The sequence below is a fragment of the Bradyrhizobium sp. LM2.9 genome (assembly GCF_054056555.1).
Map to the genome: position 1 here is coordinate 3,046,168 of NZ_JBSRYJ010000002.1, position 23,693 is coordinate 3,069,860.

Sequence of the window (23,693 nt, forward strand, 5' to 3'; positions counted from 1 at the left end):
TCAGTTCTCCATTGCTTCATAGACCAGCTGCTTCAATGTCCGCTGCACGCGCTGGCGCTCGGTCGGGGTCTGCTCCAGCAGCACGAAGAACATGTCCTGCTTGGGATCAATCACGAAATAGCAGCCGGAGGCGCCGTCCCATTTCAGTTCGCCGAGATCGCCGGGCGGCGGCGGTTTTGCGTTGCCGGGGTCGGTGCGCACCGCGAGTCCGAGGCCGAAGCCAAAACCGTCGCCGGGGAAGTAGAAATAATCGCGATCGACGCCCGATTTGGGGCCGATCTGATCGGTCACCATCAGCTTGAACGTCTCGGGCTTGAGGATGGTTTTGCCATCGAGGGTGCCGCCGTTGAGCAGCATCTGCGCGAAGCGCGCATAGTCCGCCATGGTGGAGACCATGCCGCCGCTGGCGGACTGCCATTTCTTGGCGACGGTCGGATCGTTGATCCGGCCGACCCGGAAATCACTGTCATTCGGCACCGGCTGCGCCAGCAGCTTCTGCTTCTCGGGATCGGTGACGAAGAAGCCGGTGTCGACCATGCCGAGCGGCACCAGCAGCTTCTCCCGCTCGATCTCGAGCAGCGGCTTTCCACTCGCGACCTCCATGACGCGCGCCAGGATGTCGGTGGAATGGCCGTACTGCCAGAGCGCGCCGGGCTGGTTGTGCAGCGGCAGCTTTGCGATGCGCTCGGCGAACTCGGCGAGGTCAAAATCGCCGGCATAGATGTTGGCGTCGCGATAGGCCTTGCGGACCAGGCTGTCGCCGTAGAAGCCATAGGTGACGCCCGAGGTGTGCGTCATCAAATCGTGCACCGTCATCGGCCGGTTCGGTGGCACGAGTTCGAGCGACTTGGTGCCGTCCTCGGCCTTCTTCTCGACGCCGACCTTCACATTGGCAAAGGACGGAATGTATTTCGAGACCGGATCGTCGGGCTTGATCTTGCCGTCCTCGACCAATTGCATCGCGACAACCGAGGTGATCGCCTTGGTCATCGAGAACAGGCGGAAGATCGTCTTGTCGGTGATCGGCGCCTTGCTCGCCACGTCCTGCACGCCGAAGGCTTCGCGGAAAACCGGTTTGCCGCGCTGCTGGATCAGCACGGTTGCGCCGGCGATCTTGCCGGTCGCGACCTCGTTCTTGAAGAACTCACTAACCTTGGCAAGCTTGTCCCGGTTAAAATGCGCGCCGGCCGGAATCTCGTAGGTGCCCTCCGCTCGCGCGAACGACATCGCGCCCAGCAACACCAGCGCGCCGCAGAGCAACGCACGCAGTCCAGACTGTAAGATCATATCCCCTCCCCGGAACATCGCGGGCGGAGTGTACTGACCGCGGCATCAGGCACAAGGGCTGCTGTGTCGCGCAACCGCCTCGGCGTGGAGCTTGGCGCTCGGCTCGGCGAAGCAGCAGAACATCACGCGAGCGACGGATGGTGCGGCCGCGAGCTCTTCGATCGTGGTGCGCACGGCAATATCGGCCGCCCGGTCGGCAGGAAAGCGGAAAATGCCGGTCGAAATCGCGGGAAATGCCACCGAGGTCAGCTTGTGCTTCCCGCACAGCTCCATCGAGCGGCGATAGCAGGAGGCGAGCAGATCATCCTCGCCGAGCGTACCGCCGTTCCAGACCGGCCCGACGGTGTGGATCACATGGGCGGCCTTGAGCCGATAGCCCTTGGTGATCTTGGCATCGCCGGTCTTGCAGCCGTGAAGCATGCGGCATTCGGCGACCAGATCGGGCCCGGCCGCCCGATGGATGGCGCCGTCCACGCCGCCCCCGCCCAGGAGCGACGTGTTGGCCGCGTTGACGATTGCGTCAACGCTCAGTGTGGTGATGTCAGCAACGATAACCTCGAGTTCGGCGCCGCCAATCCGGCGCGTCAGCTCGGTCACGTATCAGGCTGCGACAGCGACGCCCTTTTCGGAGAACAGCTGCTGCAATTCACCTGCCTGGAACATTTCGCGGATGATGTCGCAGCCGCCGACGAACTCGCCCTTTACATAGAGCTGCGGAATGGTCGGCCAGTTCGAGTAGTCCTTGATGCCGTTGCGCAGTTCGGCGGATTCGAGAACGTTGAGGCCCTTATAGCCGACGCCGACGTGGTCGAGGATCTGCACGACCTGGCCGGAGAACCCGCACTGCGGAAATTGCGGCGTACCCTTCATGAACAGAACCACGTCGTTCGACTTCACTTCGTTGGCGATGAATTCCTCGATGCTCATATCCGTGTCCTTATGGGGCTGAGCCCACTCCAATCGCTTCGGGCTGGCTCAGCCGATCTAACCCGATACCTGCCTATATATGTAGCCCAAACCGTTGTGCATCCAAAGTAAAATGGCGGCGACCGGCCCCCTGCGCCGACGGTCTGGGCAGCGCCGGCCCATTACATGATGCCACGAATATCATCGCCGGGGAGGACTTTCATACCGTCACGAAGCCCCTATCTAGGACGAACCCCGCGTTTTGGAACCGGGCAGCGCCAACAACGTTCTCTTGTCCTGTCTGGAGAAAAACGTGACGAAACAAGCCTCCGCTACGGCCCCCGCCCCGCTTTCGTCACCGTCGGCCGATTTGGGCGGTCTTGCGCGGAATCTCGAAGTCGCGTTTCTCACCGTCCGCGACGAGACCGAGCGCCGGGCCTCGCCGCTGTCGCCGGAGGACCAGCAGATCCAGTCCATGCCGGATGCGAGCCCGACGAAATGGCACCGGGCGCACACCACCTGGTTCTGGGAGCAATTTCTGCTCGGCGGGCACTGTGCGGGTTACCGGCCCTTTCACCCTGACTTCGCCTTCCTGTTCAATTCCTATTACGTCAGCGCCGGTCCCCGCCATTCCCGCAATCATCGCGGCGACATCACCCGTCCCAGCGCCGATCAGGTCGGCGCCTACCGAAAATATGTCGACGCTGCGGTCGTAAAATTCTTCCGCGAGGCCGGCGAGGACAAGCTGCGCGAGATCGCACCGCTGGTCGAGGTCGGCCTCAACCACGAGCAGCAGCATCAGGAATTGATGTTCACCGACATCCTGCACGCCTTCGCGCAGAATCCGATCCCGCCGGCCTATGATCCGGACTGGTGCTTCCCGACCGCGACGCCGGCCGGTGAGGATTGGCCGATGCTGAACGAAGGCATCCATACCGTCGGTCATGTCGACGACAGTTTTCATTTCGATAACGAAAAGCCGGCGCATCGCGCCCTCGTCGGCCCGGTCAAGGTCGCACGCAATCTCGTCACCAACGGCGAATGGCTCGCCTTCATGCGCGCCGGCGGCTATCGGACCGCAACGCTGTGGCTGATGGACGGTTTTGCCGCCGTCAACAACGAGGGCTGGGACGCTCCCGGCCATTGGCGCGAGATCGACGGCCAATGGCATGTGATGACGCTGGCCGGCCTCAAGCCGGTCGATCCCACCGCGCCGGTCTGCCACGTCAGCTATTACGAGGCCGATGCGTTTGCGCGCTGGGCCGGAAAACATCTGCCGACCGAGATGGAATGGGAAGTCGCGGCCCGCGCCGGCCAGCTCAACGATGCCTTCGGCATCGTCTGGCAGTGGACGCGATCGTCCTACTCACCCTACCCCGGCTATCGCGCTATCGAAGGCGCGCTCGGCGAGTACAACGGCAAGTTCATGGTCAACCAGCTGGTGCTGCGCGGCTCCTCGCTTGCAACCCCGGAGGGGCACAGCCGTATCACCTATCGCAACTTCTTCTATCCGCACCACCGCTGGCAGTTCACGGGATTGCGGCTCGCCGACTACGAATAACAATTATCCGACGACAACCGCGCGCCGGACAGCGCGTTCAGGAGAGTATCATGAATGTGCACGCCAGCGCTTTGGCTGAAGCCCATCTTCCCGACGCTCAGACCACTGCCTTCGCCCGCGAGGCCATCGGGGACCTCTCGCAGCAGCCGAAAAAGCTGTCGCCGAAATATTTCTATGATGCGGCCGGATCTGAACTGTTCGAGGCAATCACACGCCTGCCGGAATATTACCCGACGCGCACGGAGCTTGCGATCCTGAAAGAGCGCGGCAGCGAAATCGCGAAAATCATTCCGGAGCACGCGGCGCTGGTCGAGTTCGGCGCGGGCGCGACCACAAAAGTCCGCCTGCTGCTCAACCAGTGCAAATTCGCGGCCTATGTGCCCGTCGACATCTCCGGCGACTTCCTGAAGGCGCAGGCGAACGGCCTGAAGCGGGATTTTCCCTCACTCGGCATCCACCCGGTGGCGGCCGACTTCACCACGCCGTTCGAGCTTCCCAAGGCGGTGGCATCCATGCCCAAGGTCGGCTTCTTCCCGGGCTCGACCATCGGCAATTTCGAGCCGCATGAAGCGCAGGCCTTCCTGAAGAGCGCGCGAGCTATTCTGGGCCGGGGCGCGCAGATGATCATCGGCGCCGATCTCGAGAAGGAAGAGCGCGTGCTTCACGACGCCTACAACGACGCCGCCGGTATCACCGCACGCTTTAACCTGAATGTTCTCGTCCGCATCAACCGCGAACTCGGCGGCAATTTCGATCTCTCCGCCTTCACCCATCGCGCGATTTACAATCGCGAGCGGCACCGCATCGAGATGCACCTGATCAGCAAGAAGAGCCAGACCGTGCGCCTGCTCGGTACCAGCTTCTCGTTCCGTGCGGGCGAGAGCATCCACACCGAGAACAGCTACAAATACAGCCTCGACCGCTTCGCCGCCCTGGCGCAAGGCGCGGGCTGGCAAGTGCGCGAGAGCTGGACGGATACGGCGAAGATGTTCTCGGTGCACGCGCTGGAGGCGGCGGAGTAACCGCTCCGGCGCCAAAGGCTCCGGCTCAATGCTCTTGGGCCTCTTCCGGGGTGGATCCCAGCGACACCGATTCCCATACTGCCACGACGATCATGATCACCGTGGTCGCGACCGACAGCCAGAGCGGCGAGAGCTCCGCTGCAAACCAGCTCAGCACCAGCAGCAGGACGATGCCGATGCCGTGCGAGAGCTGGAGGAAGCCGCGGATCGCGTGCTTGAACAGGATGGTGCCGACCAGAAACACCAGCGGCCCGCCGATCGTGCTGACGATGGTCCGGATGTCGGAATGGCCGGTGGGATGTTTCAGCACCAGTTCGTCCGCCACCGCAGTCAGGATGATGCCGGCGACGATCGGCATGTGCAGATAAGTGTAGGCGATCCGCGCCAGGCGGCCGGACTCGGCGGACTTCGAGAGCAATTCGGAGCCCGCCTCGGCGCCCTTGTGGAAATAGACCCACCACATCGCAATGCTGCCGACCAGCGCGCAGACGAAGGCCAAAAGATTGTCCGCGGTCCAGTCCAGCTCGGCAAAGGTCGCACCGTTGACGACGACGGCTTCACCGAGCGCGATGATGATGAAGCCGGCGCAGCGCTCGGCCATGTGGCCGCCCTCGACAGCCCAGGCCTCGACCGACGAAAAGCCAAGCTTCGGGACCCAGAAGCGGGCCGCCGGCGAGATGTATTCCCAGCTGACCGCCGCGATCCACAGCCATAGCCGCGTGTCGCCCTCGGAAAGGCCGCCTGCGATCCACAACACCGCGGAGATCGAGAGCCACGTCAGGATGCGAATCGCATTGTGCCGGACCGCAGTTCGATGTCGCGGCGTTGCAAACATCCAGAACGCGGTACGTCCGACCTGCATCGTTGCGTAAGCGATCGCGAACCACAGGCCCCGCCCCTCGAAGGCGGTCGGGATCGTCGTCGACAGCACGAGCCCGCCCAGCATCATCAGGAAGAGCAGGATCCGGACCGGCGTCAGCTCGGGATTGAGCCAGTTGGTGACCCAGGCGGTGTAGACCCACACCCACCACACCGCGAGAAACAGCACCGTGACATGCACCGCACCGAGCGGCGTGAAATGGTGCAGCAGCGTGTGCGAGACCTGCGTGATCGCGAAAACGAAGACGAGGTCGAAGAACAGCTCGGCATTGGTGACGCGGCTGTGCTGGTTCGGCAGGATGACGCGAAACATCGCGCCGCGAGGATTGTCCGCAGCCATCGTCATCCCCCGTCACACGATCAAATCAGGCCCCGGGCGCCCCAGGCACCCCGGTCTGCAGCGCCAGCGCATGCAGCACGCCGCCCATCTGGCCGCGCAGGGACTGATAGACGATCTGGTGCTGCTGGACGCGGGACTTGCCGCGGAAGGATTCCGAGATCACGGTCGCGGCATAGTGGTCGCCGTCGCCGGCGAGGTCACGGATGGTCACCTCGGCATCGGGGATCGCCGCCTTGATCATCGCCTCGATATCGTGAGCGTCCATGGGCATTCGGGTCGTACTCCTTGTCGCGGCTGCAATCAGCCTTGTCGTCGAATCGCTGCCGGGGTCCGGATCTGCAAAGCCAAACTTGCCGGCAGGGACAAACTTAGCGTGAACGGCCTTCTACGTCACGCCTTCCGGCACTATATCCCATCCTGATAAAGGCACGACAAAGTGCCACGCACGGCAGATTGATCGAAAAGGCGTGAAGTCATGAAGCTTCCAGGGCCCGACCACCCCATCACCATCACCCAGAACCCCCGGCGCGTCCGCGTTACGGCGGGCGATATCGTGATCGCCGAGACCAGCAAGGCGCTGATCTTGAAGGAGGCCAAATATCCGGCGGTGCAATATGTCCCGAGACAGGACGCCAATATGGCGCTGCTGGAGCGCACCGATCGCGTCACCCATTGCCCCTACAAGGGGGACGCGAGCTATTACAGCGTCAAGGCCAACGGCCAGACGCTCGACAACGCGATCTGGACCTACGAGACGCCTTTCCCCGCGATGACCGAGATTTCCGGTCATCTCGCCTTCTATCCGGACAAGGTGAAGATCGAGGAAGTGGGGTAGCACCGACACGGGCCTACCGTCAGGGCCGGGCTTGTCCCGGCCCTCCACGTTCTTGGCTGCCGCGGATACAAAAGGACGTAGATGCCCGGGACAGGCCCGGGCACGACGACTGGGAATGCTGGAGCAGCCCCGCTACGCCCTGAAGATCGTGAGCCCCAGGATCAGCAGCACCAGGAAAATCACGACGAACACGTAGAACAGGAAGCGGGCGATGTCGGCGGAGGCGGCCGAGATACCGGTGAAGCCGAGCACGCCGGCCACGATCGAGACAAGTAAGAAGATCAGCGCCCATTTCAGGATCGTCATCGCCAGCTCCGAAATTGTACCGCTTGTCGCGGTCCTCAAGCCCTCTTGGCGAACGCTAACTTCGTCGCAGGGAACTGGTTCCTAGCGGTGTCGGGACCTGCGGACGTCTCAAACGACCCTTGCTGAATCCGGTTCCCGGCGGCAAAGTCCGGCCGGGACAGGAGCGCGACCGGGGCGGCCACGATGACGATGTCACATTCAGCGACGATCGGCGCAGACGTGCACGCCGCGCCGAGGAGCAAGGCGCGCAATCTGTCGCTCGATCGCGCCCGCACCTTCCTCACGCTGGTAGTACTGCTGCACCACGCCGTCATCCCCTACACCTATTTCGGGCACACCGATCCGACCTCCTGGATCGGTTTCGACATCGTCGTGCTGGCCACCGACAGCTTCTTCATGGCGATGTTCTTCTTCCTGTCGGGACTGTTCACGTGGCCCGGCATCGCACGTAAGGCGCCGTCGGTCTTTCTCCGCGATCGCCTGTTGCGGCTGGGGTTGCCGTTTGCGATCGCGGCCTTCACCGTCATCCCGCTCGCCTATTACGCTATCGCGCTGCGGCACGAGCCCGAGCTGAGCTTCACGGCGTTCTGGTGGAAGACGGTGACGGTTGGTCCGTGGCCGAGCGGGCCGATCTGGTTCGTGTGGGTGCTGCTGGCATTCGACCTGACCGCGAGCCTGCTCTACCGGGTCTCGGCCCATTTGGTCGATCCGGGCAACCGTATCTCGCTGCGCGGATTTGAGCAGCCGGCCGCATTCTGGCTGATGCTCGTGGTCGTCACCGCCCTCGTCTACGTGCCGTCGCTGCTCTATTTCGGCGGCAGCAAATGGTTCGAACTCGGGCCGTTCTCGGTACAGGCGAGCCGCATCCTGCTCTACTTCGCCTATTTCTTCATCGGCGTCAGCGTTGGTGCGGCGAACTTCGATCGCGGCATCCTCAGCGCCGACGGCCAGTTGCCGAAACAGCGCTGGCTATGGGTGTTCGCGACGCTGATCCCGTACTGCCTGATGTGGGGCATGATCTACATCAAGCGTGAAGTTTTGGGGAATCCCGACCCGCAGCCGCACTGGTACCAGGCGATCTACAGCACGTTCTTCGTGCTGTTCTCAGGCTCGATCCTGCTCGCGATCCTCGCCTTCTTCCTGGACCAGAAGGCGCCCGGGCCGAACCTGCTCGACCGCATGCAGGCGGATGCCTACGGCATGTTCCTGGTGCACTATCCGATTGCGCTGTGGATTCAGTACGCGCTGTATGACTACTCGCTGCCGGCGATCGTGAAGGCCGCGATCGGCTTCGTGCTCACGGTGATCCTGAGCTGGGCACTGACGGCGGGCTTACGTAAGATTCCAGGGGCGTCGCACGTGTTGTGAGACCAAGGCCTCTCTCCTCGTCATTGCGAGGAGCCCTCGCGACGAAGCAATCCAGACTGCCTCCTCGGTGAGACTCTGGATTGCTTCGCTACGCTCGCAATGACGGAATGTGCGGCAGCCCCTCAGGCCGCCTTCCCGCCCATATACTCCGGCAGCCAGCGTTCGAACGAGGTCCGCAGCGCCTCGATCGTAACCGGCGCTTCGCCTGCGATCGCGACGGCGTCACCACCGGTGGTGCCGATCCGCACGCAGGGCACCTCGCAACCGCGCATCTTGGCGAGCACCCGGCCGGCTTCCGTTTCCGGCACGGTGACGAGATAGCGCGCCTGGTCCTCGCCGAACCAATAGGCCTGCGGCACCAGCGCGGTCGGCGCCGCGAGCAGTTCTGCGCCGATGCCGCTCGCCATCGCCATCTCGGCGAGCGCGATCAGAAGACCGCCGTCGGAGAGATCGTGCACGGCGGTCGCGGTGCCCGCATGGATCATGCCACGCACGCAGTCGCCGTTGCGCTTCTCGGCGGCGAGGTCGACCGGCGGTGGTGCGCCCTCCTCGCGACCGCAGATGTCGCGGAGATACACCGACTGGCCGAGCCAGCCATGGTTCTCGCCGATCAAGAGGATCGCCTCGCCTTCGGCCTTGAAGGCGAGCGAGGCTGACTTGGTGAAATCATCCAGCAGGCCGACGCCGCCGATCGAGGGCGTCGGCAGGATCGCGCGGCCGTTGGTCTCGTTGTAGAGCGAGACATTGCCGGAGACGACCGGGAAGTCGAGCGTGCGGCAGGCTTCCGAGATGCCCTTCAGGCAGCCGACGAACTGGCCCATGATCTCGGGCCGCTCGGGATTGCCGAAATTGAGATTGTCGGTGATCGCGAGCGGCTTGCCGCCGACGGCGGTGATGTTGCGCCAGGCTTCTGCCACCGCCTGCATGCCGCCTTGATAGGGATCGGCCTCGCAATAGCGCGGCGTCACGTCGACGGTCAGCGCCAAGCCCTTCGGGCCGTCCTGCACGCGCACCACGGCGGCATCGCCGCCAGGACGCTGCATGGTGTTGCCGAGAATGACGTGGTCGTACTGCTCCCAGACCCAGCGTTTGCTGCACAGCTCGGGCGTGCCGATCAGCTTTTCCAGCGCAGCGCCGAGACCCATCGGCGACGGCACCTCGCGCGCGTGCACGACCGGCAGCGCGGTCGAGGGGACATGCGGACGGTCATAGAGCGGCGCCTCGTCGCCGAGCTCCTTGATCGGCAAATCGGCCATGACGTCGCCGCCGTGCTTGACCACAAAGCGCTTGCTGGGCGTGGTGTAGCCGACCACGGCGAAATCGAGGCCCCACTTTTTGAAGATCGCCTCAGCTTCCTTCTCTTTCTCGGGCTTGAGCACCATGAGCATGCGCTCCTGGCTCTCCGAGAGCATCATCTCGTAGGCGCTCATGCCGCTCTCGCGGGTCGGCACTGCGTCGAGATCGAGGTCGACGCCGAGGTCGCCCTTGGCGCCCATCTCGACGGCCGAGCACGTGAGCCCCGCCGCGCCCATGTCCTGGATCGCGATGACGCAGCCACTCTCCATGATCTCGAGACAGGCCTCTAACAGCAGCTTCTCGGCGAAGGGATCGCCGACCTGCACCGTCGGGCGCTTCTCCTCGGACTTGTCGTCGAACTCGGCCGAGGCCATCGAGGCGCCGTGGATGCCGTCGCGGCCGGTCTTGGAGCCGAGATAGACGATCGGCATGTTCACGCCGGAGGCGGCCGCATAGAAGATCTTGTCGGTATCGGCGAGGCCCACCGCCATCGCGTTGACGAGAATGTTGCCGTCATAGCGGGTATGGAAGCGGACCTGGCCGCCGACCGTCGGCACGCCGAAGGAATTGCCATAGCCGCCGACCCCGGCGACGACGCCGGAGACGAGATGCCGGGTTCTGGCATGTTCGGGCGCGCCAAAACTCAGTGCGTTGAGGCAGGCGATCGGACGCGCGCCCATCGTGAAGACGTCGCGCAAGATGCCGCCGACACCGGTGGTCGCGCCCTGGTAAGGCTCGATGTAGCTCGGGTGGTTGTGGCTCTCCATCTTGAAGACCACGGCCTGGCCGTCGCCAATGTCGATCACGCCGGCGTTCTCGCCGGGACCCTGGATCACCCAGGGCGCCTTGGTCGGCAGACCCTTCAGATGAAGGCGCGAGGATTTGTACGAGCAGTGCTCGTTCCACATCGCCGAGAAGATGCCGAGCTCGGTGAAGGTCGGCTCCCGCCCAATCAGCTTCAGGATGCGCTCGTACTCGTCGGGCTTGAGCCCGTGGGCGGCAATCAGCTCGGGGGTGATCTTGGGTTCGTTCTTCATGGAGTTTGGGCTTTCGGCAGCAGTTGGCCGTTCTTAGGAACATCGGGCGGCTTGGAAAAGCCCTTTATGGCGCATTTTCCCGCTGTCCCACGTTTTGCGGCCGTGGGCTGCGGGAACAGGAATTGCACAGCGCGGACAGATCGGATTTAAGGGCAAAAGACCCGCAATTGAAGGCCCATTTCCTTGCATGAATTGACCAAAGCGCCCCCGCCCCGCCGCCCCGACCTCCACATCGCCACTGATGGGGAATTCGAGGGCTGGCGAACCTGGATTCGCGACAGTTTTGAGAGCCACATCGGCCCGTTCTGGCACAAGATCGAGGACGACGGCAGCGTCCGCTCGGCGTTCCGAGTCGAGAAAAAGCACCTCAACGGCTCCGGAAACGTCCATGGCGGCTGCTTCATGGCGTTTTCCGACTATTGCCTGTTCGCGATCGCCACCCACGAACTGGATGGGCCGGCCGTGACCACCAATTTCGCCTGCGACTTCCTCGACGCTGCACGCGAGGGCGAACTGATCGAATGCGTCGGCGAAGTCTCACGCGCCGGCGGCTCGCTGATATTCCTGCGCGGCAAGCTGACATCAGGCGGGCGGCCCCTCTTCACCTTCTCCGGCACGATCAAGCGGGTGAAGCGGAAGCCGGCACCGCAGCCAAACGCATAGCTCGCCGCCTTCCCTTTTGGTGCCCCCTCGCCCAGACTTGTGTCCAGCGCTGTCGCGCGGGGAGCAACATCAAGGTGCCGCAGAGCACATCGCCGACAGGTCGCGCCACGGCCTCGCAATTGCCGTCCATGCCCGCCGCCGGCGCGCGCAACTGGCGTGACTATGCCCTGCTGGTCGCGCTCGCCTGCTGCTGGAGCTCAACCTATCCGCTGGCCAAGCTCGCGCTGGACACGATCCCGCCTGTCACCTTCATCTCGGCACGCTCGCTGATCGCGGCCGCCTTCCTGTTCGCGATCCTGTGGATGCGCGGCGTCAGGATCCCGACCGACGCCAAGGCCTGGAAGCTGTTCGCGACCCAGCAATTGATCAACTCGACCTTCCCGTTCCTGATCATCACCTGGGCGCAGCAATATGTGCCGGCGTCGAACACGGTGGTGCTGGCCTCGACCACGCCGATCTTCGCCTTCCTGATCACGTCGCTGATCACGCGGCACGAGCCGGCAACGCTGTTGAAGCTCGCAGGCGCGATCCTCGGCCTTGCCGGTACAATCGTCATCGTCGGCCTGGATGCGCTGCGCGGCTTCGGTAGCGAGATCGTGGCGGAGATCGCGATCCTCCTCGCCACCATCTCCTTTGCCTGCGCCACGATCTTCGGCCTGCGGCTCTCCGAATACGACCCGATGGTGGTGGCTGCCGGCTCGCTGCTGTTCGGCGGTCTCCTGCTGCTGCCACCTTCGCTGATCATTGACCAGCCCTGGACGCTGCACCCGACGCCGACGGCAATCACAGCCACCATCGTCATGGGCATCGTCTCCAGCGCCTTGGGGCTGATGCTGTTCTACATGTGCCTCGGACGGCTCGGCACGTTGACGACGAACGCACAAGGCTATTTGCGCATCCCGATCGGTGTTGGCCTGTCCGTGCTGCTGCTCGGCGAGAGCGTGCCGTCGAACCTGGCGCTGGGGCTGGTGCTGGTCATGGCCGGCGTCGCTGCGATGACGATCCCGGTGGAGCGGCTGAAGAAGCGCTAGCTATTGCTTGGCGGCGTCCGCCAGCATCTTCCGATACTTCTCGACGTCGCGCGTCACGAGCTGCTGAAGCAGCTCCGGCGTGTGCTCGCTGTCATCCGGCGCAACAGTCGACAACTCGGCAAAGCGCTTCTTCACTGCATCGGTTTCCACCGCCGTGCGCGCGGCGGCGTTCAGCCTGGCGATCACGGCGGGCGGGGTGCCCTTGGGCGCGAACAGGCCGTTCCAGCCCTGCGCCTCGAATTCAGGCAGGCCGGCTTCGGCTGATGTCGGCAGATCGGGCAGCGTGGCAAGCCGCACATTCGAGCCGACCACGAGGCCCCGCACCAGCTTCTCGTTGACCGATTGCGAGACGGAGGCCGCCGCATCGCAGACGCCGTCGATCTGGCCGCCGATCGCGTCCGTGAGCGCAGGCGCGGCGCCGCGATAGCCGACCAGCGTCGCGTCGATCCCGGCGGCGGTGACGAAGCTTTTGCAAATGAGGTAGTTCGACGAACCGACACCGGCGTGGCCGAGGTTGATCTTGCCGGGGTTGGCCTTGGCGTAGGCGATGAACTCCTTGAGGTCCTTTGCCGGAAAATCCTTGCGCACGGCGATGATGCCGAACGTCTTCGCCACCATGGCGATCGGCACGAAGGAGTCCGGCGTGAACGGCAGCTTTGGATAGATCGTATAGGTCGCCGCGTTGGTGCCGGCATTGCCGATCGCGATGGTGTAGCCGTCCGGCTCGGCGCGGGAGGCGCGCGCCAGTGCGGTCGAGCCGCCGGCGCCGGCGACGTTCTCGATCACGATGGTCTGGCCGAGCGCGATGCCCATCTGCTCGGCAACGGTGCGCGCGATCACGTCGGAGGTTCCGCCGGCCGCGAACGGCACGATCATGGTGACGGGACGCTTGGGAAAATCCTGCGCGAACGCGACGGTCCCGAACGCAACGACGGCGACAGCGGCCGACAGCCGCTTCAGCACGAACGCAATCACGCGGCCTTTTCCAGATGCGCGGTGAGGCCGGCGAACAGGCCGCGGCCGTCGGTGCAACCCATGATGTCTTCGACGTGGTTTTCCGGATGCGGCATCATGCCGAGCACGTTGCCCTTGTCGTTGACGATGCCGGCGATGGATTGCGCGGCGCCATTGATGTTGCTGATATCGTCGATTGCGCCGTCCGCCGAGCAATAGCGGTAAAGCACGCGACCCTCGCCTTCGAGCCGCTTGATGGTCTCTGCGTCCGCCGCATAATTGCCCTCGCCATGCGCGATGGGCACGCGGATCACCTGCCCTGCATTGTAGCCGCGCGTGAACGGCGTGTCGGAGCGCTCGACGCGCAGATGCACGTCGTGGCAGATGAATTTCAGCCGTGCATTGCGCATCAACACGCCAGGCAAGAGGCCGGACTCGCAGAGGATCTGAAAACCGTTGCAGACGCCGAGCACGAGGCCGCCCTTGGCCGCATAGTCGCGCACCGCGTCCATCACCGGCGCCCGCGCCGCAATCGCGCCACAGCGTAAGTAATCGCCATAGGAGAAGCCGCCGGGTACCACCACGAGATCGGTGCCGTGAGGCAGCGACGTCTCGGCGTGCCACACCATCGCCGGCTCATGGCCCGAGATCAGCTTCAGCGCGCGCGCCATGTCGCGCTCGCGGTTGATTCCGGGAAACACGAGGATGGCGGCTTTCATGGCGGAGGTTCCGAACGAGATTGGAATGGGCTGGCACGGCGGCCAAATCGCCAGCAGACATAACCATTTGACGGGGATTTTACCAGTGCTAGCCTTGCCAGCGAGCGTTGTGCACAGGCCATAGCCCGCCATTCGGCTGATCGACTTGCCCGGGATTGAAGCCATGAATGTCCCGTCGCTGCCCGCATCCCTCTCCGAGCCGGTATCCGCCGAGGGTGTCGTCGCCGCCGGCGCCTATGTCGACGGCCGGCGCGTCGCCAATATCGCCATCAGCGAGGCTTCGAGCTGGCGGGCAAAACCCGGCCACGTGGTCTGGATCGGGCTGCACGAGCCCGACATGGCGCTGCTCAGCGCGGTGCAGAAGCAGTTCGATTTGCACGAGCTCGCGATCGAGGACGCCAACAACGCGCACCAACGACCGAAGATCGAGCAATATGGCGAGGCCCTGTTCATCGTGGCGCGGACGGCGCAACTGATCGAAGGCCGGATCGCCTTCGGCGAGACGCACATCTTCGTCGGCGAAGGCTATCTGGTCTCGGTGCGCCACGGCGCCTCGACGTCTTACACGCCGGTGCGCGAACGCTGCGAGAGCTGCCCGCGGGCGCTCGCGCGCGGCGAGGACTACATCCTCTACGCCATCCTCGATTTCATCGTCGACAACTACTCGCCCGTGCTCGAGAGCATTCACGAAGAGGTCGAGAGCATCGAGGACGATGTGCTCTCCCAGCCGATCAGCAAGGCCCAGATCGAGCGGCTCTACATGCTGCGCCGCGACTTGCTGCGGCTCAGGACTGCGATCGGCCCCCTGGTCGAGGTCTGTCGCAGGCTGGAGCATGACGAGCTGGCGATGGTGCGCGCGACGATGCAGCCGCTGTTCCGCGACGTCACCGACCACGTCAGGAACATCCAGGAGCGGATCGATTCCATGCGCGAGGTGCTGGCCTTCGCCTTCGAAGCTAGCTTGCTGGTCGGCCAGGCTCAGGAGACGGCGGTCTCCAAGAAGCTTGCCTCCTGGCTCGCGATCATCGCGATCCCGACCGCGCTTGCCGGCATCTACGGCATGAACTTCAAGCACATGCCGGAGCTGGACTGGGAGTACGGCTATTACACGCTGCTCGGCGTGATGCTGACGGCGTGCGGCGCGCTGTACTGGCGCTTTCGCAGGGTCGGATGGCTGTGAGCCATCCCGTTCACCCGATCAGCTCCACCCGATAATTCTCGATCACGGTGTTCGCGAGCAGCTTGTCGGCGGCGTCCTTCAACGCCGCCTCGGCCTTGGCCTTGTCCGCGCCGGCGAGCTCGATGTCGAACACCTTGCCCTGCCGGACGCTGGCGACGCCGTCGACGCCGAGCGACTTCAGCGCGCCTTCGATGGCCTTGCCTTGCGGGTCGAGGATACCCGTTTTCAAGGTAACGGTGACACGTGCCTTCACGTCAGATCCCTCTTAGCTCTTCACCAGCACCGGGCCGGAGCCCGCCGGACGCTCGTTCTCCATGAGAATGCCGAGACGCTTGGCGACCTCGGTATAGGCCTCAAGCAGCCCGCCGAGATCCCTGCGGAAACGATCCTTGTCGAGCTTCTCGTTCGACTTGATGTCCCACAGACGGCAGGAGTCCGGGGAGATCTCGTCGGCGACGATGATCCGCATCATCTCGTTCTCGAACAGCCGGCCGCACTCCATCTTGAAGTCGACGAGGCGGATGCCGATGCCGAGGAAGAGACCGGTGAGGAAGTCGTTGACACGAATGGCGAGCGCCATGATGTCGTCGATCTCCTGCGGGGTCGCCCAGCCGAAGGCGGTGATGTGCTCTTCCGACACCATGGGGTCGTTGAGCTGGTCGTTCTTGTAGTAGAATTCGATGATCGAGCGGGGCAGCTGCGTGCCTTCCTCGATGCCAAGGCGCTGCGACAGCGAGCCGGCGGCGACGTTCCGCACAACCACTTCCAGCGGCACGATCTCGACCTCGCGAATCAACTGCTCGCGCATGTTGAGGCGGCGGATGAAGTGGGTCGGCACCCCGATGTCGTTGAGGTGCTGAAACAGGTACTCCGAGATCCGGTTGTTGAGGACACCCTTGCCCTCGATCACCTGATGCTTTTTCGCGTTGAACGCGGTGGCGTCGTCCTTGAAGTGCTGGATCAGGGTACCGGGCTCCGGGCCTTCATACAGAACCTTTGCCTTGCCTTCATAAATGCGACGCCGACGGCTCATGGGGATGTACCGTGTTTTGTTGAAATCCATGTATTTGGTGTGCTCCGGTTACTAGGGATTACGACCCACAGCGGAGCGGCTGTGAATGGCCTGGAACCGATCTGCAACCCTTGGAAACAGAACGGGAACCGGACCTTCAGGCAACCTATCCGATTGGCTGTCCCAGCACAATCGATCCGGCTCATCCGATGCCAACTTATACCGCCTTGCCTGCGGCTTAACGGCTCGTTGTTTTGCCGATTCGTGCCCCCTATCTAGGCATGCGAAGGGGCCGTCGCAACGAGGGCGCCGGGTCCAGTCAGCAGGGAATTGGAAAAGGCATGAGCACGTTCGACAAGCGCCAGGAAGGTTTCGAGAAGAAATTCGCCCTCGACGAGGAGCAGAAATTCAAGGCGGAGGCCCGCCGCAACCGGCTGCTCGGCCTGTGGGCGGCCGAGCAGCTCGGCATCACCGGCGACGCGGCGACGGCCTATGCCAAGGACGTGGTCGCGGCCGATTTCGAGGAAGCCGGCGACGCCGACGTCCTGCGTAAGGTCGCGGCCGATTTCGCCGCCAAGAACGTGTCCGTCACCGAGCAGGCGATTCGCGCCAAGATGAACGAGCTGATCGCGGTGGCGGCGGCCGAGGTGAAGGCGGGGAAATAGCGCCCGCTCTTAGGCGTCCGGCCGGCGTGCAGAATTTTTGCGCGCCGGCCGTTTTGTTGCGGGACTTCGCGAAGCGCCATAGCCGCCTCGAATGGCGTCCAGCAGACGTTGCGCGGCCAGGCTCAGAAAGCCGTCGCGCCGGGTGACGATCGCCACGTTGTGGCTGGCAGAGAGATCACCGACCGCAATCGTCGACATCGCGCCCGAGCCGAGTTCTTCTGCGACATGACTTTGCGCGAGCAGCGCCAGGCCGAACCCTGACTCCACCAGCCGCTTCTGGGCGGTCAGGCCGTCGACCGCGGTCCACACCACGTCACCCAGGCCCTGCGTCAGAAACAACGCGAAGATATGCGCGGCCGCGACCTTGGGTCGGCCTTGTATCTCGGGAAAGGCGATCCAGCGCTCGCTCGCGAGCTGAGCCAACCGCTTCACCCGGCGTCCGGCGAGCGGATGGTCGGGGGCGCAGACGACCTGGAGCTTCTCGGACAGGATCGGCTCGCAGTCGAGATCGCGCGAACGGTCGAGGTTGTAGCGCAGGCCAATCGTCGCCTCGCCACGGCGGACGAGCGCGCTGACCTCGGCGCTGGTCGCCGTGCGCAAGGTGAGCGCGACACCTGGATGAGCCCTCGCAAATCCCTTCATGATCCCTGACAGGCGGCTGTCGGCAAGCGTCCCGGTCACAGCCAGCGAAACCGGTCCCGATGTCTGCTTGGTCAGCGCGCGGACGGCTTGCTCGGCATCCTGTGCGGCCGCAACGGCCCGCTCCGCATAGGGGATCAGAACACGCCCCGCATCGCTGAGAAGCGTGCGCCCCGCCACACGTTCGAACAGCGGCACACCGAGCTCCCGCTCCAGCAGCGCAATGCGGCGGGAGATCGCCGGCTGCGACCGGTGCAGGAATCTTGCGGCATTCGAGATTCCGCCACGGCGATGAACCACAAGGAAAGTGTTGAGCGCATCGCTGTCCATGGCGTTACCCTATGCAAAAAACTGATGAGCCAGAGAAAAATAACCAATTTGGCGGATGTCGTGAAGTCGCCTATGGCTGCACCGAACCGACCATCTCGCGCGGAGCAAAGAGACATGGCTACTCAAAAAGACATGGCGACCCAATTGGAGAAGGCGAAAGCGTTTCAGAACCTGCATACCCGGCCGGGCGCCTTCATTATTCCCAACCCGTGGGATGCCGGCACCGCGAAGCTACTGGCCGCGATGGGTTTCGAGGCGCTCGCAACCACCAGCCTTGGGCTGGCCAACACGCTCGGGAGTTCGACCGTCAGCCTGGATGCCATCCTCGACAATTGCCGCGCGATCGCCGAAGCCACGCCACTACCGGTCAGCGTGGACCTCGAAAACTGCGGCGCGCATGAGCCGCGGCGCGCGGCGGACGCGATCCGGCGCGCCGCCGAAGCTGGCGCGGTCGGCGGCTCGATCGAGGACTCGACGGGAGACCGGAGCCGGCCGATCTACGATTTCGCACGCGCCGTCGAGCGTGTGCAGGCCGCGGTGGAAGCGGCGCGCTCCCTGCCCATTCCGTTCACACTGACGGCCAGGGCCGAAAATCTCCTGCATGGGCGCAACGATCTCGACGACACGATCAAGCGCCTCCAGGCGTTCGAGGCCGCCGGCGCCGACGTGCTCTACGCGCCCGGCGTGCACGATCTCGCGACCATCAAGACGGTGGTTTCGTCGATTGGAAAACCATTCAATCTCGTGATGGGCTTTGCCGATCCGACCCTGACGCTCGCGCAGCTGTCGGAAGCCGGCGTCAAGCGCATCAGCGTCGGCGGCGCTATGTCGCGATTTGCGCTCGCGGCATTCCTGACGAGCGCACGCGAGATGAAGGAGCACGGCTCCTTCACCTATGTGCGCGAGATGGCGCCGATCAAGGAATTGCGCGACGCGTTCGCCGCGGTCAGCCTTCCTTGAAGCCGTACTCCGGCACGTTGCCGCTGGCGCCGTAATATTTGTACGGCAAGAATTTGCCGCTCATGGTGAATTTGACGCGGTCGCCCTTCGGGTTGGCGACGCGCTCGATCGCCATGTCGAAGTCGATCGCCGACATGATGCCGTCGCCGAACTCCTCCTCGATCAGCGCCTTCCACGCGGGGCCGTTGACCACCACCATCTCGTAGAAGCGGTAGATCAGGGGATCGGTCGGCGGCATCGGCGTGCCGGTGCCCCGCATCGGCACCTCGTTGAGCATCGCGGTCTCGGCCTTCGACAGGCCGAACAGCTCGCCGGCGTTCGCGGCCTGCGGTTTTGTCAATTTCATCTGACCGAGGATCGCGCCGACGATCAGCACCTCCGCATAGCCGCCGACCTGGCCGCAGATGTATTTCCAGCTCCAGCCCTTCTCGCGCTTGATGTCGAGCAGCTTCTCGGTGAGGTCTTCGCGTTTCATGTCAGGATCTCCCTTCGCTAAGCACTGTGTACGTCGTTTCGTGCCGCTTAGGAGGCACGAAACGTGCCAATAAATGAGGCTTAAGGCTTCACCGCCTCGACCTCCCCTCAAGCGGCAAAGCCTCCGCAAATCGCTTGATCGCATCGAGCACGGGCTGCTGATCGCCGGCAAAGAACCAATGATCATGGCCGTCGAGCTCGAGGAATTCCGCACCACGGATCCGGCTCGCCACATCGCGGCCGGCCGCGATCCGTACGGCCTTGTCGTCCCGACGATGCAGCACCAGCGTCGGCACCGCAATCTGCGCCAGAAGATGCCGCACGTCGGCGTCGCGAAACGCCTCGAGCACCGCCGAGATGCCGCCGGGACTGGACGCCGCGCGCAGCAGCCCCGCCCACCAGGCGCGCGCCTTGGGATCGCCGGCAAGGCTCGGCGCGAAGGTTTCAATCCCCACCGGACCTCCCCATTGCGCGATGAGGTGCTTGCTCCAGGCATCGTACTGGCTGGCGCGCAACGCGTGCGGATAGTCCTGTGACCAGCAACCCTTGGCCAATGCGCCGAACAGAATGAGCCCGGCCACGAGACGCGGCTTGTCGACCGCAAATTTGATGCAGGCCGGCCCGCATTCGGACGCGCCAAACAGCACGACGCGGCGTGCATCTGCCGCCCGCAGCACGGTGCCGATATCCTCCGCGGTGACGTCGATGTCAGGCGCCGATCCGACCCGGTCGGACAGCCCGATGCCACGACGATCGAAAACGATCAGCCGCCCCAGCTTCATCAATGAGGCCAGAAACGTCCGGCTCGCGGGATGCTCCCAGGCGCGTTCCACATGCGACACGAAGCCGGGCATGACCAGGATATCGAGCGGGCCGCTTCCGTAGGTCTGATACGCCAGATGCACGCCGGCACCCTTGACGTAGCGCGTCGTCGGAACGGCGGCGAGCGACGACGCCGCGCCGGGGGTCCATCAGCGCCTCGGTCTCGGCTTCAGGCGCGACGCCAAGCTCGTCGCGCAGCCGCTGCGTCAGTGCCGCGTGATGCCGTTCTGCCGCGCTTCGGTCGCCGGCCAGCAAAAGGCTGCGCACCAGATGCCGGCCGTACACCTCGCTCAACGGATCGAGCTCGACCAGACGTCCCGCGTGCACCGTGGCGGCAAAATGGTCGCCGGCGGCATTCCTGTCCTGCACGAGGCGCTCCAGCGCGTGCACGAGCCGTCCCCGCAGCGCCTCGCGGCGAAAAAACGCCCAATCGTCGAATTCAGGGCAACCGTCCAGAGCGAAGCCCGCGAGGAAGTCACCCCGATACATCTGGCAGGCCTCCTCGAAGGCGCCGCGATCGCACGCACTCTCGAACTGGTGCGTATCGACCTTCAGCGCGACTGCCGGGGACCATCGCACGCTGGTGCGGTCGGTCTCGAAAACCGGCTGGCCGAGCGTGAGCTCGATGCGATGAAGCAGGCGCCGCAATCGCGCGAGGCCCGTCTCGCGGGCAGTTTCGGGCCACAGCAGCGTGGCAATCACGTCTCGCGCGACCGCGCCCTTGGCCTCCGCGAGATAGATCAGCAGCGCAAGCCCCTTGCGCAGGTTCAGCTTGATCGGGCGGTCATCAGCGTGGACCTCCGGGAACCCGAACGCTCCAAGCAAAAAGGCCGTCATGGAGATCCTCTCCCCTCGCGGCGTCCCCCGGGGGACGCGCAGGGGACGGTCCGCCGATATGAGTCGGGCCAGATCGAGCCTGACCGCCAGCGAGCGGTTCGCGCTCCTGCATGCGGCACCGCATCCATCGGCACAATAGGAAAAAACATGTTCGCGCGCCTCGCAATCCTGCTCTACGCCATCGTCAGCTATGGCGTATTCACCCTTTCATTTCTCTACGCGCTCGGTTTCGTCGGCAATTATGTCGTGCCGAAGTCGATTGACGTCGGCAGTCACACGAATTTGAGCGAGGCCATTGTCGTCAACCTGCTGCTGCTGGTGCTGTTTGCCATCCAGCACAGTGCCATGGCGCGTCCATCCTTCAAACGATGGATGACAAAATTCCTTCCCGCGGCCAGCCAGCGCAGCACCTACGTGCTGCTCTCCAGCCTGATCCTGCTGCTGCTGTTCTGGCAATGGCGTCCGATCCCGACACCGGTCTGGCAGATCGGTGGAATTGCGGCTTGGTTGCTGATCGCATCCATTGGCTCGGCTGGTTGATCGCGTTTGCCTCGACCCACATGATCGACCATTTCGATCTGTTCGGCCTGCGCCAGGCTTTCGTCGCGCTCCGCGGGGCGGAGATGCCGGGTCAATCGTTCAGGACGCCGCTGCTCTACAAGATCGTGCGGCATCCGCTCATGCTGGGCTTTCTGCTCGCGTTCTGGGCCACGCCTGAGATGACCGCCGGTCATTTGCTGTTCGCGCTAGGGAATACAGTCTACATCCTGGTCGGGTTGCAGTTCGAGGAGCGGGATCTGATCGCCGAGTTCGGCGCGACTTATCAAGAGTATCGCCGCCGCGTTCCCATGTTGGTGCCGCGTCCTTTCGCTCGTCGCCGGACGGAAGATCGTCGGCCTGCTGGAGCTCCGCGATGAACGCGCTGTTTCCTTTCCCCCGAATGTCCGTGGATGCCGCCACATTCGCCGACACGCTCGACGGGCTCGACGTCGGCCTATATCTCGTCGACGCGCACGCGCGGCTCGTTCACGCCAATACGGCCGGCCAAGCCATCCTCGATGCGCGCGACATCCTGCTTGAGATCCGCGGGCACCTCGTGGCCAGCGATCCAGCGGTCAACCAGACTTTGCAACATTTTTTCACGGTGGCCGGGCAAGGAAACGCCATCCTGGGCACCAGCGGAGTGCCGATGCTCGGGAGGGATGGGCAACGTCATGTCGCCCACGCTTTGCCGTTGACTTCCGGTACGCGCCGAAGTGCGGGCGTAGCGTACAGCGCCGTGGCGGCCTTGTTCGTTCGCAAGACGGCGCTGACGATACCGCCGCGTTCCGAATTGATCGCCAAGGCATTCAAATTGACGCCGACCGAGTTGCGCGTGCTGCTCGCGATCGTCGAGCTCGGCAGTGTTCCCGAAGTCGCTGCAGCGCTCGGCGTTGCCGGCACGACGGTCAAGACGCATGTCCGCCATTTGTTTGAAAAAACCGGTGCAGCGCGACAGGCCGATTTCGTCAAGCTCGTGGCGGGATATGCGACGCTGTTGAGAGAACCTGCCGAATATAGGCAATCCGCTGGAGCGACAAGATGAGAGCAGTTCTATGCGGCTCATTCACCGGACCAGGCGATTTGCGCCTCGGCGAGATCGACGAGCCGAAGCCGGCCGCCGACGAAATTCTCATCGACGTCCACGCGGCCTCGGTCAGTTTCATGGACCAGTTGCTGGTCTCGGGCCTCTACCAGATGCGTCCGCCGACGCCCTTCGTGCCCGGCACGGAAGCATCCGGCGTCGTCGTCGCGGTCGGCGACAAGGTTACGACATTCGTGCCCGGCGATCGTGTGGCATGCAGCGCCTGGACCGGCGGCTACGCCGAACGGATGACAGCGAAGGACTCGAAGAGCGTGCTTCTGCCTGACGGCGTCGCGTTCGAAGTCGCGGCGACCGTCCTGCACAATTACGGCACGGCCTATTATGCGCTGGTCGAGCGGGCACGGGCGCAACGCGGCGAAACCGTTTTCATTACCGGCGCGGCCGGTGGAGTTGGGCTTGCCGCCGTCGACCTCGGCCGCCATCTGGGCTTGCGCGTCGTCGCCGGTATCGGCTCCGACGACAAGGCCGCCCTGGTGCGAAGCTACGGCGCCGGCGAAATCGTCAACTATCGCAGCGAAGATCTGCGCGACCGGATCAAGTCGATCACATCAGGAGAAGGCATCGACATCGGCTTCGACAATATTGGCGGTGCGATCTTCGAGCAGATGGCCCGGCTGATGAAATGGGGCGGACGGCTGATGCCGATCGGCTTCACCAGCGGCGAGATTCCACAGCTCCCGATGAACTTGCCGCTGCTGAAGAACTATTCCATCCTCGGTGTCTTCGTCGGCGCCTGGGCGGAGAAATTTTCCGCCGATGCCGCGCGCATGAACGCCACGCTGATGCAATTGCTGGCCGAGCGAAAAATCCGTCCGCACATCGATCGCGTCCTCCCTTTGGAGGAGGCCGGAGAAGCCATGCGTGCCGTGGCCAACCGAACGGTTCAGGGACGAATCGTTCTCAAGATCAGGTAAAGTGCACCGGG

Annotated in this window: 24 protein-coding genes and 2 pseudogenes; 12 read left to right on the forward strand and 14 right to left on the reverse strand. The window is 63.9% G+C overall.

The window, feature by feature from the left end; all coding sequences use genetic code 11:
• From ACVWW3_RS16430 to grxD, 3 genes are read right to left on the reverse strand one after another with little or no spacing between them, the layout of a single operon-like run.
• Window positions 1-1,287, reverse strand: a complete 1,287-nt coding sequence (locus ACVWW3_RS16430) for a serine hydrolase domain-containing protein (protein ID WP_456649336.1) — start codon at window positions 1,285-1,287, stop codon at window positions 1-3.
• A 45-nt stretch (window positions 1,288-1,332) separates the two neighbouring features.
• The gene (locus tag ACVWW3_RS16435; RefSeq protein ID WP_456649335.1) at window positions 1,333-1,884 is read right to left on the reverse strand and encodes an O-acetyl-ADP-ribose deacetylase; all 552 of its coding nucleotides are present in this window, start codon (window positions 1,882-1,884) and stop codon (window positions 1,333-1,335) included.
• A 3-nt stretch (window positions 1,885-1,887) separates the two neighbouring features.
• Window positions 1,888-2,214 (reverse strand): Grx4 family monothiol glutaredoxin, encoded by a 327-nt coding sequence (gene grxD, locus ACVWW3_RS16440; protein ID WP_247339126.1) that lies wholly within the window; start codon window positions 2,212-2,214, stop codon window positions 1,888-1,890.
• A 241-nt stretch (window positions 2,215-2,455) separates the two neighbouring features.
• Between grxD and egtB the strand changes: the two genes are divergently transcribed.
• Both egtB and egtD read left to right on the forward strand, forming a co-directional pair.
• The gene (egtB, locus tag ACVWW3_RS16445) at window positions 2,456-3,754 is read left to right on the forward strand and encodes an ergothioneine biosynthesis protein EgtB (protein WP_456649334.1); all 1,299 of its coding nucleotides are present in this window, start codon (window positions 2,456-2,458) and stop codon (window positions 3,752-3,754) included.
• Between the two features lie 50 nt (window positions 3,755-3,804).
• On the forward strand, window positions 3,805-4,776 hold the full coding sequence (gene egtD / locus ACVWW3_RS16450; protein ID WP_456649333.1) for an L-histidine N(alpha)-methyltransferase: 972 nt from the start codon (window positions 3,805-3,807) through the stop codon (window positions 4,774-4,776).
• Between the two features lie 25 nt (window positions 4,777-4,801).
• On the opposite strand, the gene ACVWW3_RS16455 is transcribed toward egtD, so the two are convergent.
• Both ACVWW3_RS16455 and ACVWW3_RS16460 read right to left on the reverse strand, forming a co-directional pair.
• The gene (locus tag ACVWW3_RS16455; protein ID WP_456649332.1) at window positions 4,802-5,995 is read right to left on the reverse strand and encodes a low temperature requirement protein A; all 1,194 of its coding nucleotides are present in this window, start codon (window positions 5,993-5,995) and stop codon (window positions 4,802-4,804) included.
• Between the two features lie 25 nt (window positions 5,996-6,020).
• Window positions 6,021-6,266: a BolA family protein gene (locus tag ACVWW3_RS16460; RefSeq protein ID WP_212487351.1), complete on the reverse strand. Its 246-nt coding sequence runs from the start codon at window positions 6,264-6,266 to the stop codon at window positions 6,021-6,023.
• A gap of 204 nt (window positions 6,267-6,470) precedes the next feature.
• Between ACVWW3_RS16460 and ACVWW3_RS16465 the strand changes: the two genes are divergently transcribed.
• Window positions 6,471-6,830: a DUF427 domain-containing protein gene (locus ACVWW3_RS16465; RefSeq protein ID WP_247339137.1), complete on the forward strand. Its 360-nt coding sequence runs from the start codon at window positions 6,471-6,473 to the stop codon at window positions 6,828-6,830.
• A gap of 132 nt (window positions 6,831-6,962) precedes the next feature.
• Here the strand turns inward: ACVWW3_RS16465 and ACVWW3_RS16470 are convergent, their stop codons facing one another.
• Window positions 6,963-7,136 carry a DUF1328 domain-containing protein gene (locus ACVWW3_RS16470; RefSeq protein WP_007612121.1) on the reverse strand — a complete coding sequence of 58 codons (174 nt, stop codon included), beginning with the start codon at window positions 7,134-7,136 and terminating at the stop codon, window positions 6,963-6,965.
• 189 nt (window positions 7,137-7,325) lie between these two features.
• On the opposite strand from ACVWW3_RS16470, the gene ACVWW3_RS16475 reads away from it, so the two are divergent.
• Complete coding sequence (locus ACVWW3_RS16475; protein WP_456649819.1) at window positions 7,326-8,504, forward strand: acyltransferase family protein; 1,179 nt, start codon at window positions 7,326-7,328, stop codon at window positions 8,502-8,504.
• Between the two features lie 122 nt (window positions 8,505-8,626).
• Here ACVWW3_RS16475 and purL read toward each other — a convergent pair whose 3' ends face one another.
• Window positions 8,627-10,837, reverse strand: a complete 2,211-nt coding sequence (gene purL / locus ACVWW3_RS16480) for a phosphoribosylformylglycinamidine synthase subunit PurL (protein ID WP_456649331.1) — start codon at window positions 10,835-10,837, stop codon at window positions 8,627-8,629.
• Between the two features lie 183 nt (window positions 10,838-11,020).
• Here purL and ACVWW3_RS16485 point away from each other — a divergent pair, with 183 nt between their 5' ends.
• Both ACVWW3_RS16485 and ACVWW3_RS16490 read left to right on the forward strand, forming a co-directional pair.
• On the forward strand, window positions 11,021-11,500 hold the full coding sequence (locus ACVWW3_RS16485; RefSeq protein WP_456649330.1) for a PaaI family thioesterase: 480 nt from the start codon (window positions 11,021-11,023) through the stop codon (window positions 11,498-11,500).
• A gap of 74 nt (window positions 11,501-11,574) precedes the next feature.
• Window positions 11,575-12,531, forward strand: coding sequence for a DMT family transporter (locus ACVWW3_RS16490; protein ID WP_456649329.1), 957 nt, complete (start codon window positions 11,575-11,577; stop codon window positions 12,529-12,531).
• Here the strand turns inward: ACVWW3_RS16490 and ACVWW3_RS16495 are convergent, their stop codons facing one another.
• Both ACVWW3_RS16495 and purQ read right to left on the reverse strand, forming a co-directional pair.
• Window positions 12,532-13,506: a tripartite tricarboxylate transporter substrate binding protein BugD gene (locus tag ACVWW3_RS16495; protein WP_456649328.1), complete on the reverse strand. Its 975-nt coding sequence runs from the start codon at window positions 13,504-13,506 to the stop codon at window positions 12,532-12,534.
• Complete coding sequence (gene purQ / locus ACVWW3_RS16500; protein ID WP_247444459.1) at window positions 13,503-14,204, reverse strand: phosphoribosylformylglycinamidine synthase subunit PurQ; 702 nt, start codon at window positions 14,202-14,204, stop codon at window positions 13,503-13,505. The genes ACVWW3_RS16495 and purQ overlap by 4 nt, the downstream gene beginning before the upstream one ends.
• A gap of 163 nt (window positions 14,205-14,367) precedes the next feature.
• On the opposite strand from purQ, the gene ACVWW3_RS16505 reads away from it, so the two are divergent.
• Entirely contained in the window at window positions 14,368-15,384 is a 1,017-nt protein-coding gene (locus tag ACVWW3_RS16505; protein WP_247339146.1) for a magnesium and cobalt transport protein CorA, read from the forward strand.
• 10 nt (window positions 15,385-15,394) lie between these two features.
• Here ACVWW3_RS16505 and purS read toward each other — a convergent pair whose 3' ends face one another.
• Both purS and purC read right to left on the reverse strand, forming a co-directional pair.
• Window positions 15,395-15,637 (reverse strand): phosphoribosylformylglycinamidine synthase subunit PurS, encoded by a 243-nt coding sequence (gene purS / locus ACVWW3_RS16510; RefSeq protein ID WP_007602264.1) that lies wholly within the window; start codon window positions 15,635-15,637, stop codon window positions 15,395-15,397.
• 12 nt (window positions 15,638-15,649) lie between these two features.
• Window positions 15,650-16,417 carry a phosphoribosylaminoimidazolesuccinocarboxamide synthase gene (gene purC, locus ACVWW3_RS16515; protein ID WP_008974302.1) on the reverse strand — a complete coding sequence of 256 codons (768 nt, stop codon included), beginning with the start codon at window positions 16,415-16,417 and terminating at the stop codon, window positions 15,650-15,652.
• A gap of 320 nt (window positions 16,418-16,737) precedes the next feature.
• Here purC and ACVWW3_RS16520 point away from each other — a divergent pair, with 320 nt between their 5' ends.
• Window positions 16,738-17,061, forward strand: coding sequence for a DUF1476 domain-containing protein (locus tag ACVWW3_RS16520; protein WP_247339149.1), 324 nt, complete (start codon window positions 16,738-16,740; stop codon window positions 17,059-17,061).
• Between the two features lie 9 nt (window positions 17,062-17,070).
• On the opposite strand, the gene ACVWW3_RS16525 is transcribed toward ACVWW3_RS16520, so the two are convergent.
• Complete coding sequence (locus ACVWW3_RS16525) at window positions 17,071-18,030, reverse strand: LysR family transcriptional regulator (RefSeq protein WP_456649327.1); 960 nt, start codon at window positions 18,028-18,030, stop codon at window positions 17,071-17,073.
• A 132-nt stretch (window positions 18,031-18,162) separates the two neighbouring features.
• Here ACVWW3_RS16525 and ACVWW3_RS16530 point away from each other — a divergent pair, with 132 nt between their 5' ends.
• The gene (locus ACVWW3_RS16530; protein ID WP_247339179.1) at window positions 18,163-18,990 is read left to right on the forward strand and encodes an isocitrate lyase/PEP mutase family protein; all 828 of its coding nucleotides are present in this window, start codon (window positions 18,163-18,165) and stop codon (window positions 18,988-18,990) included.
• On the opposite strand, the gene cynS is transcribed toward ACVWW3_RS16530, so the two are convergent.
• Together cynS and ACVWW3_RS16540 are read right to left on the reverse strand one after the other, a co-directional pair.
• Window positions 18,977-19,465, reverse strand: coding sequence for a cyanase (gene cynS / locus ACVWW3_RS16535; RefSeq protein WP_456649326.1), 489 nt, complete (start codon window positions 19,463-19,465; stop codon window positions 18,977-18,979). The genes ACVWW3_RS16530 and cynS overlap by 14 nt on opposite strands.
• An 88-nt stretch (window positions 19,466-19,553) precedes the next feature.
• Window positions 19,554-21,123: pseudogene (locus tag ACVWW3_RS16540) on the reverse strand (alpha/beta fold hydrolase).
• A gap of 147 nt (window positions 21,124-21,270) precedes the next feature.
• Here ACVWW3_RS16540 and mddA point away from each other — a divergent pair.
• From mddA to ACVWW3_RS16555, 3 genes and pseudogenes are all read left to right on the forward strand, one after another.
• A pseudogene (mddA, locus tag ACVWW3_RS16545) lies at window positions 21,271-22,040 on the forward strand (methanethiol S-methyltransferase).
• A complete protein-coding gene (locus ACVWW3_RS16550) occupies window positions 22,037-22,708 on the forward strand; it encodes a helix-turn-helix transcriptional regulator (protein WP_456649324.1) in 672 nt (223 codons plus the stop codon). Before mddA ends, ACVWW3_RS16550 begins: the two are co-directional and overlap by 4 nt.
• A complete protein-coding gene (locus ACVWW3_RS16555) occupies window positions 22,705-23,682 on the forward strand; it encodes an NADPH:quinone oxidoreductase family protein (protein ID WP_456649323.1) in 978 nt (325 codons plus the stop codon). Before ACVWW3_RS16550 ends, ACVWW3_RS16555 begins: the two co-directional genes overlap by 4 nt.
• The last annotated feature ends 11 nt before the right edge of the window (window positions 23,683-23,693 follow it).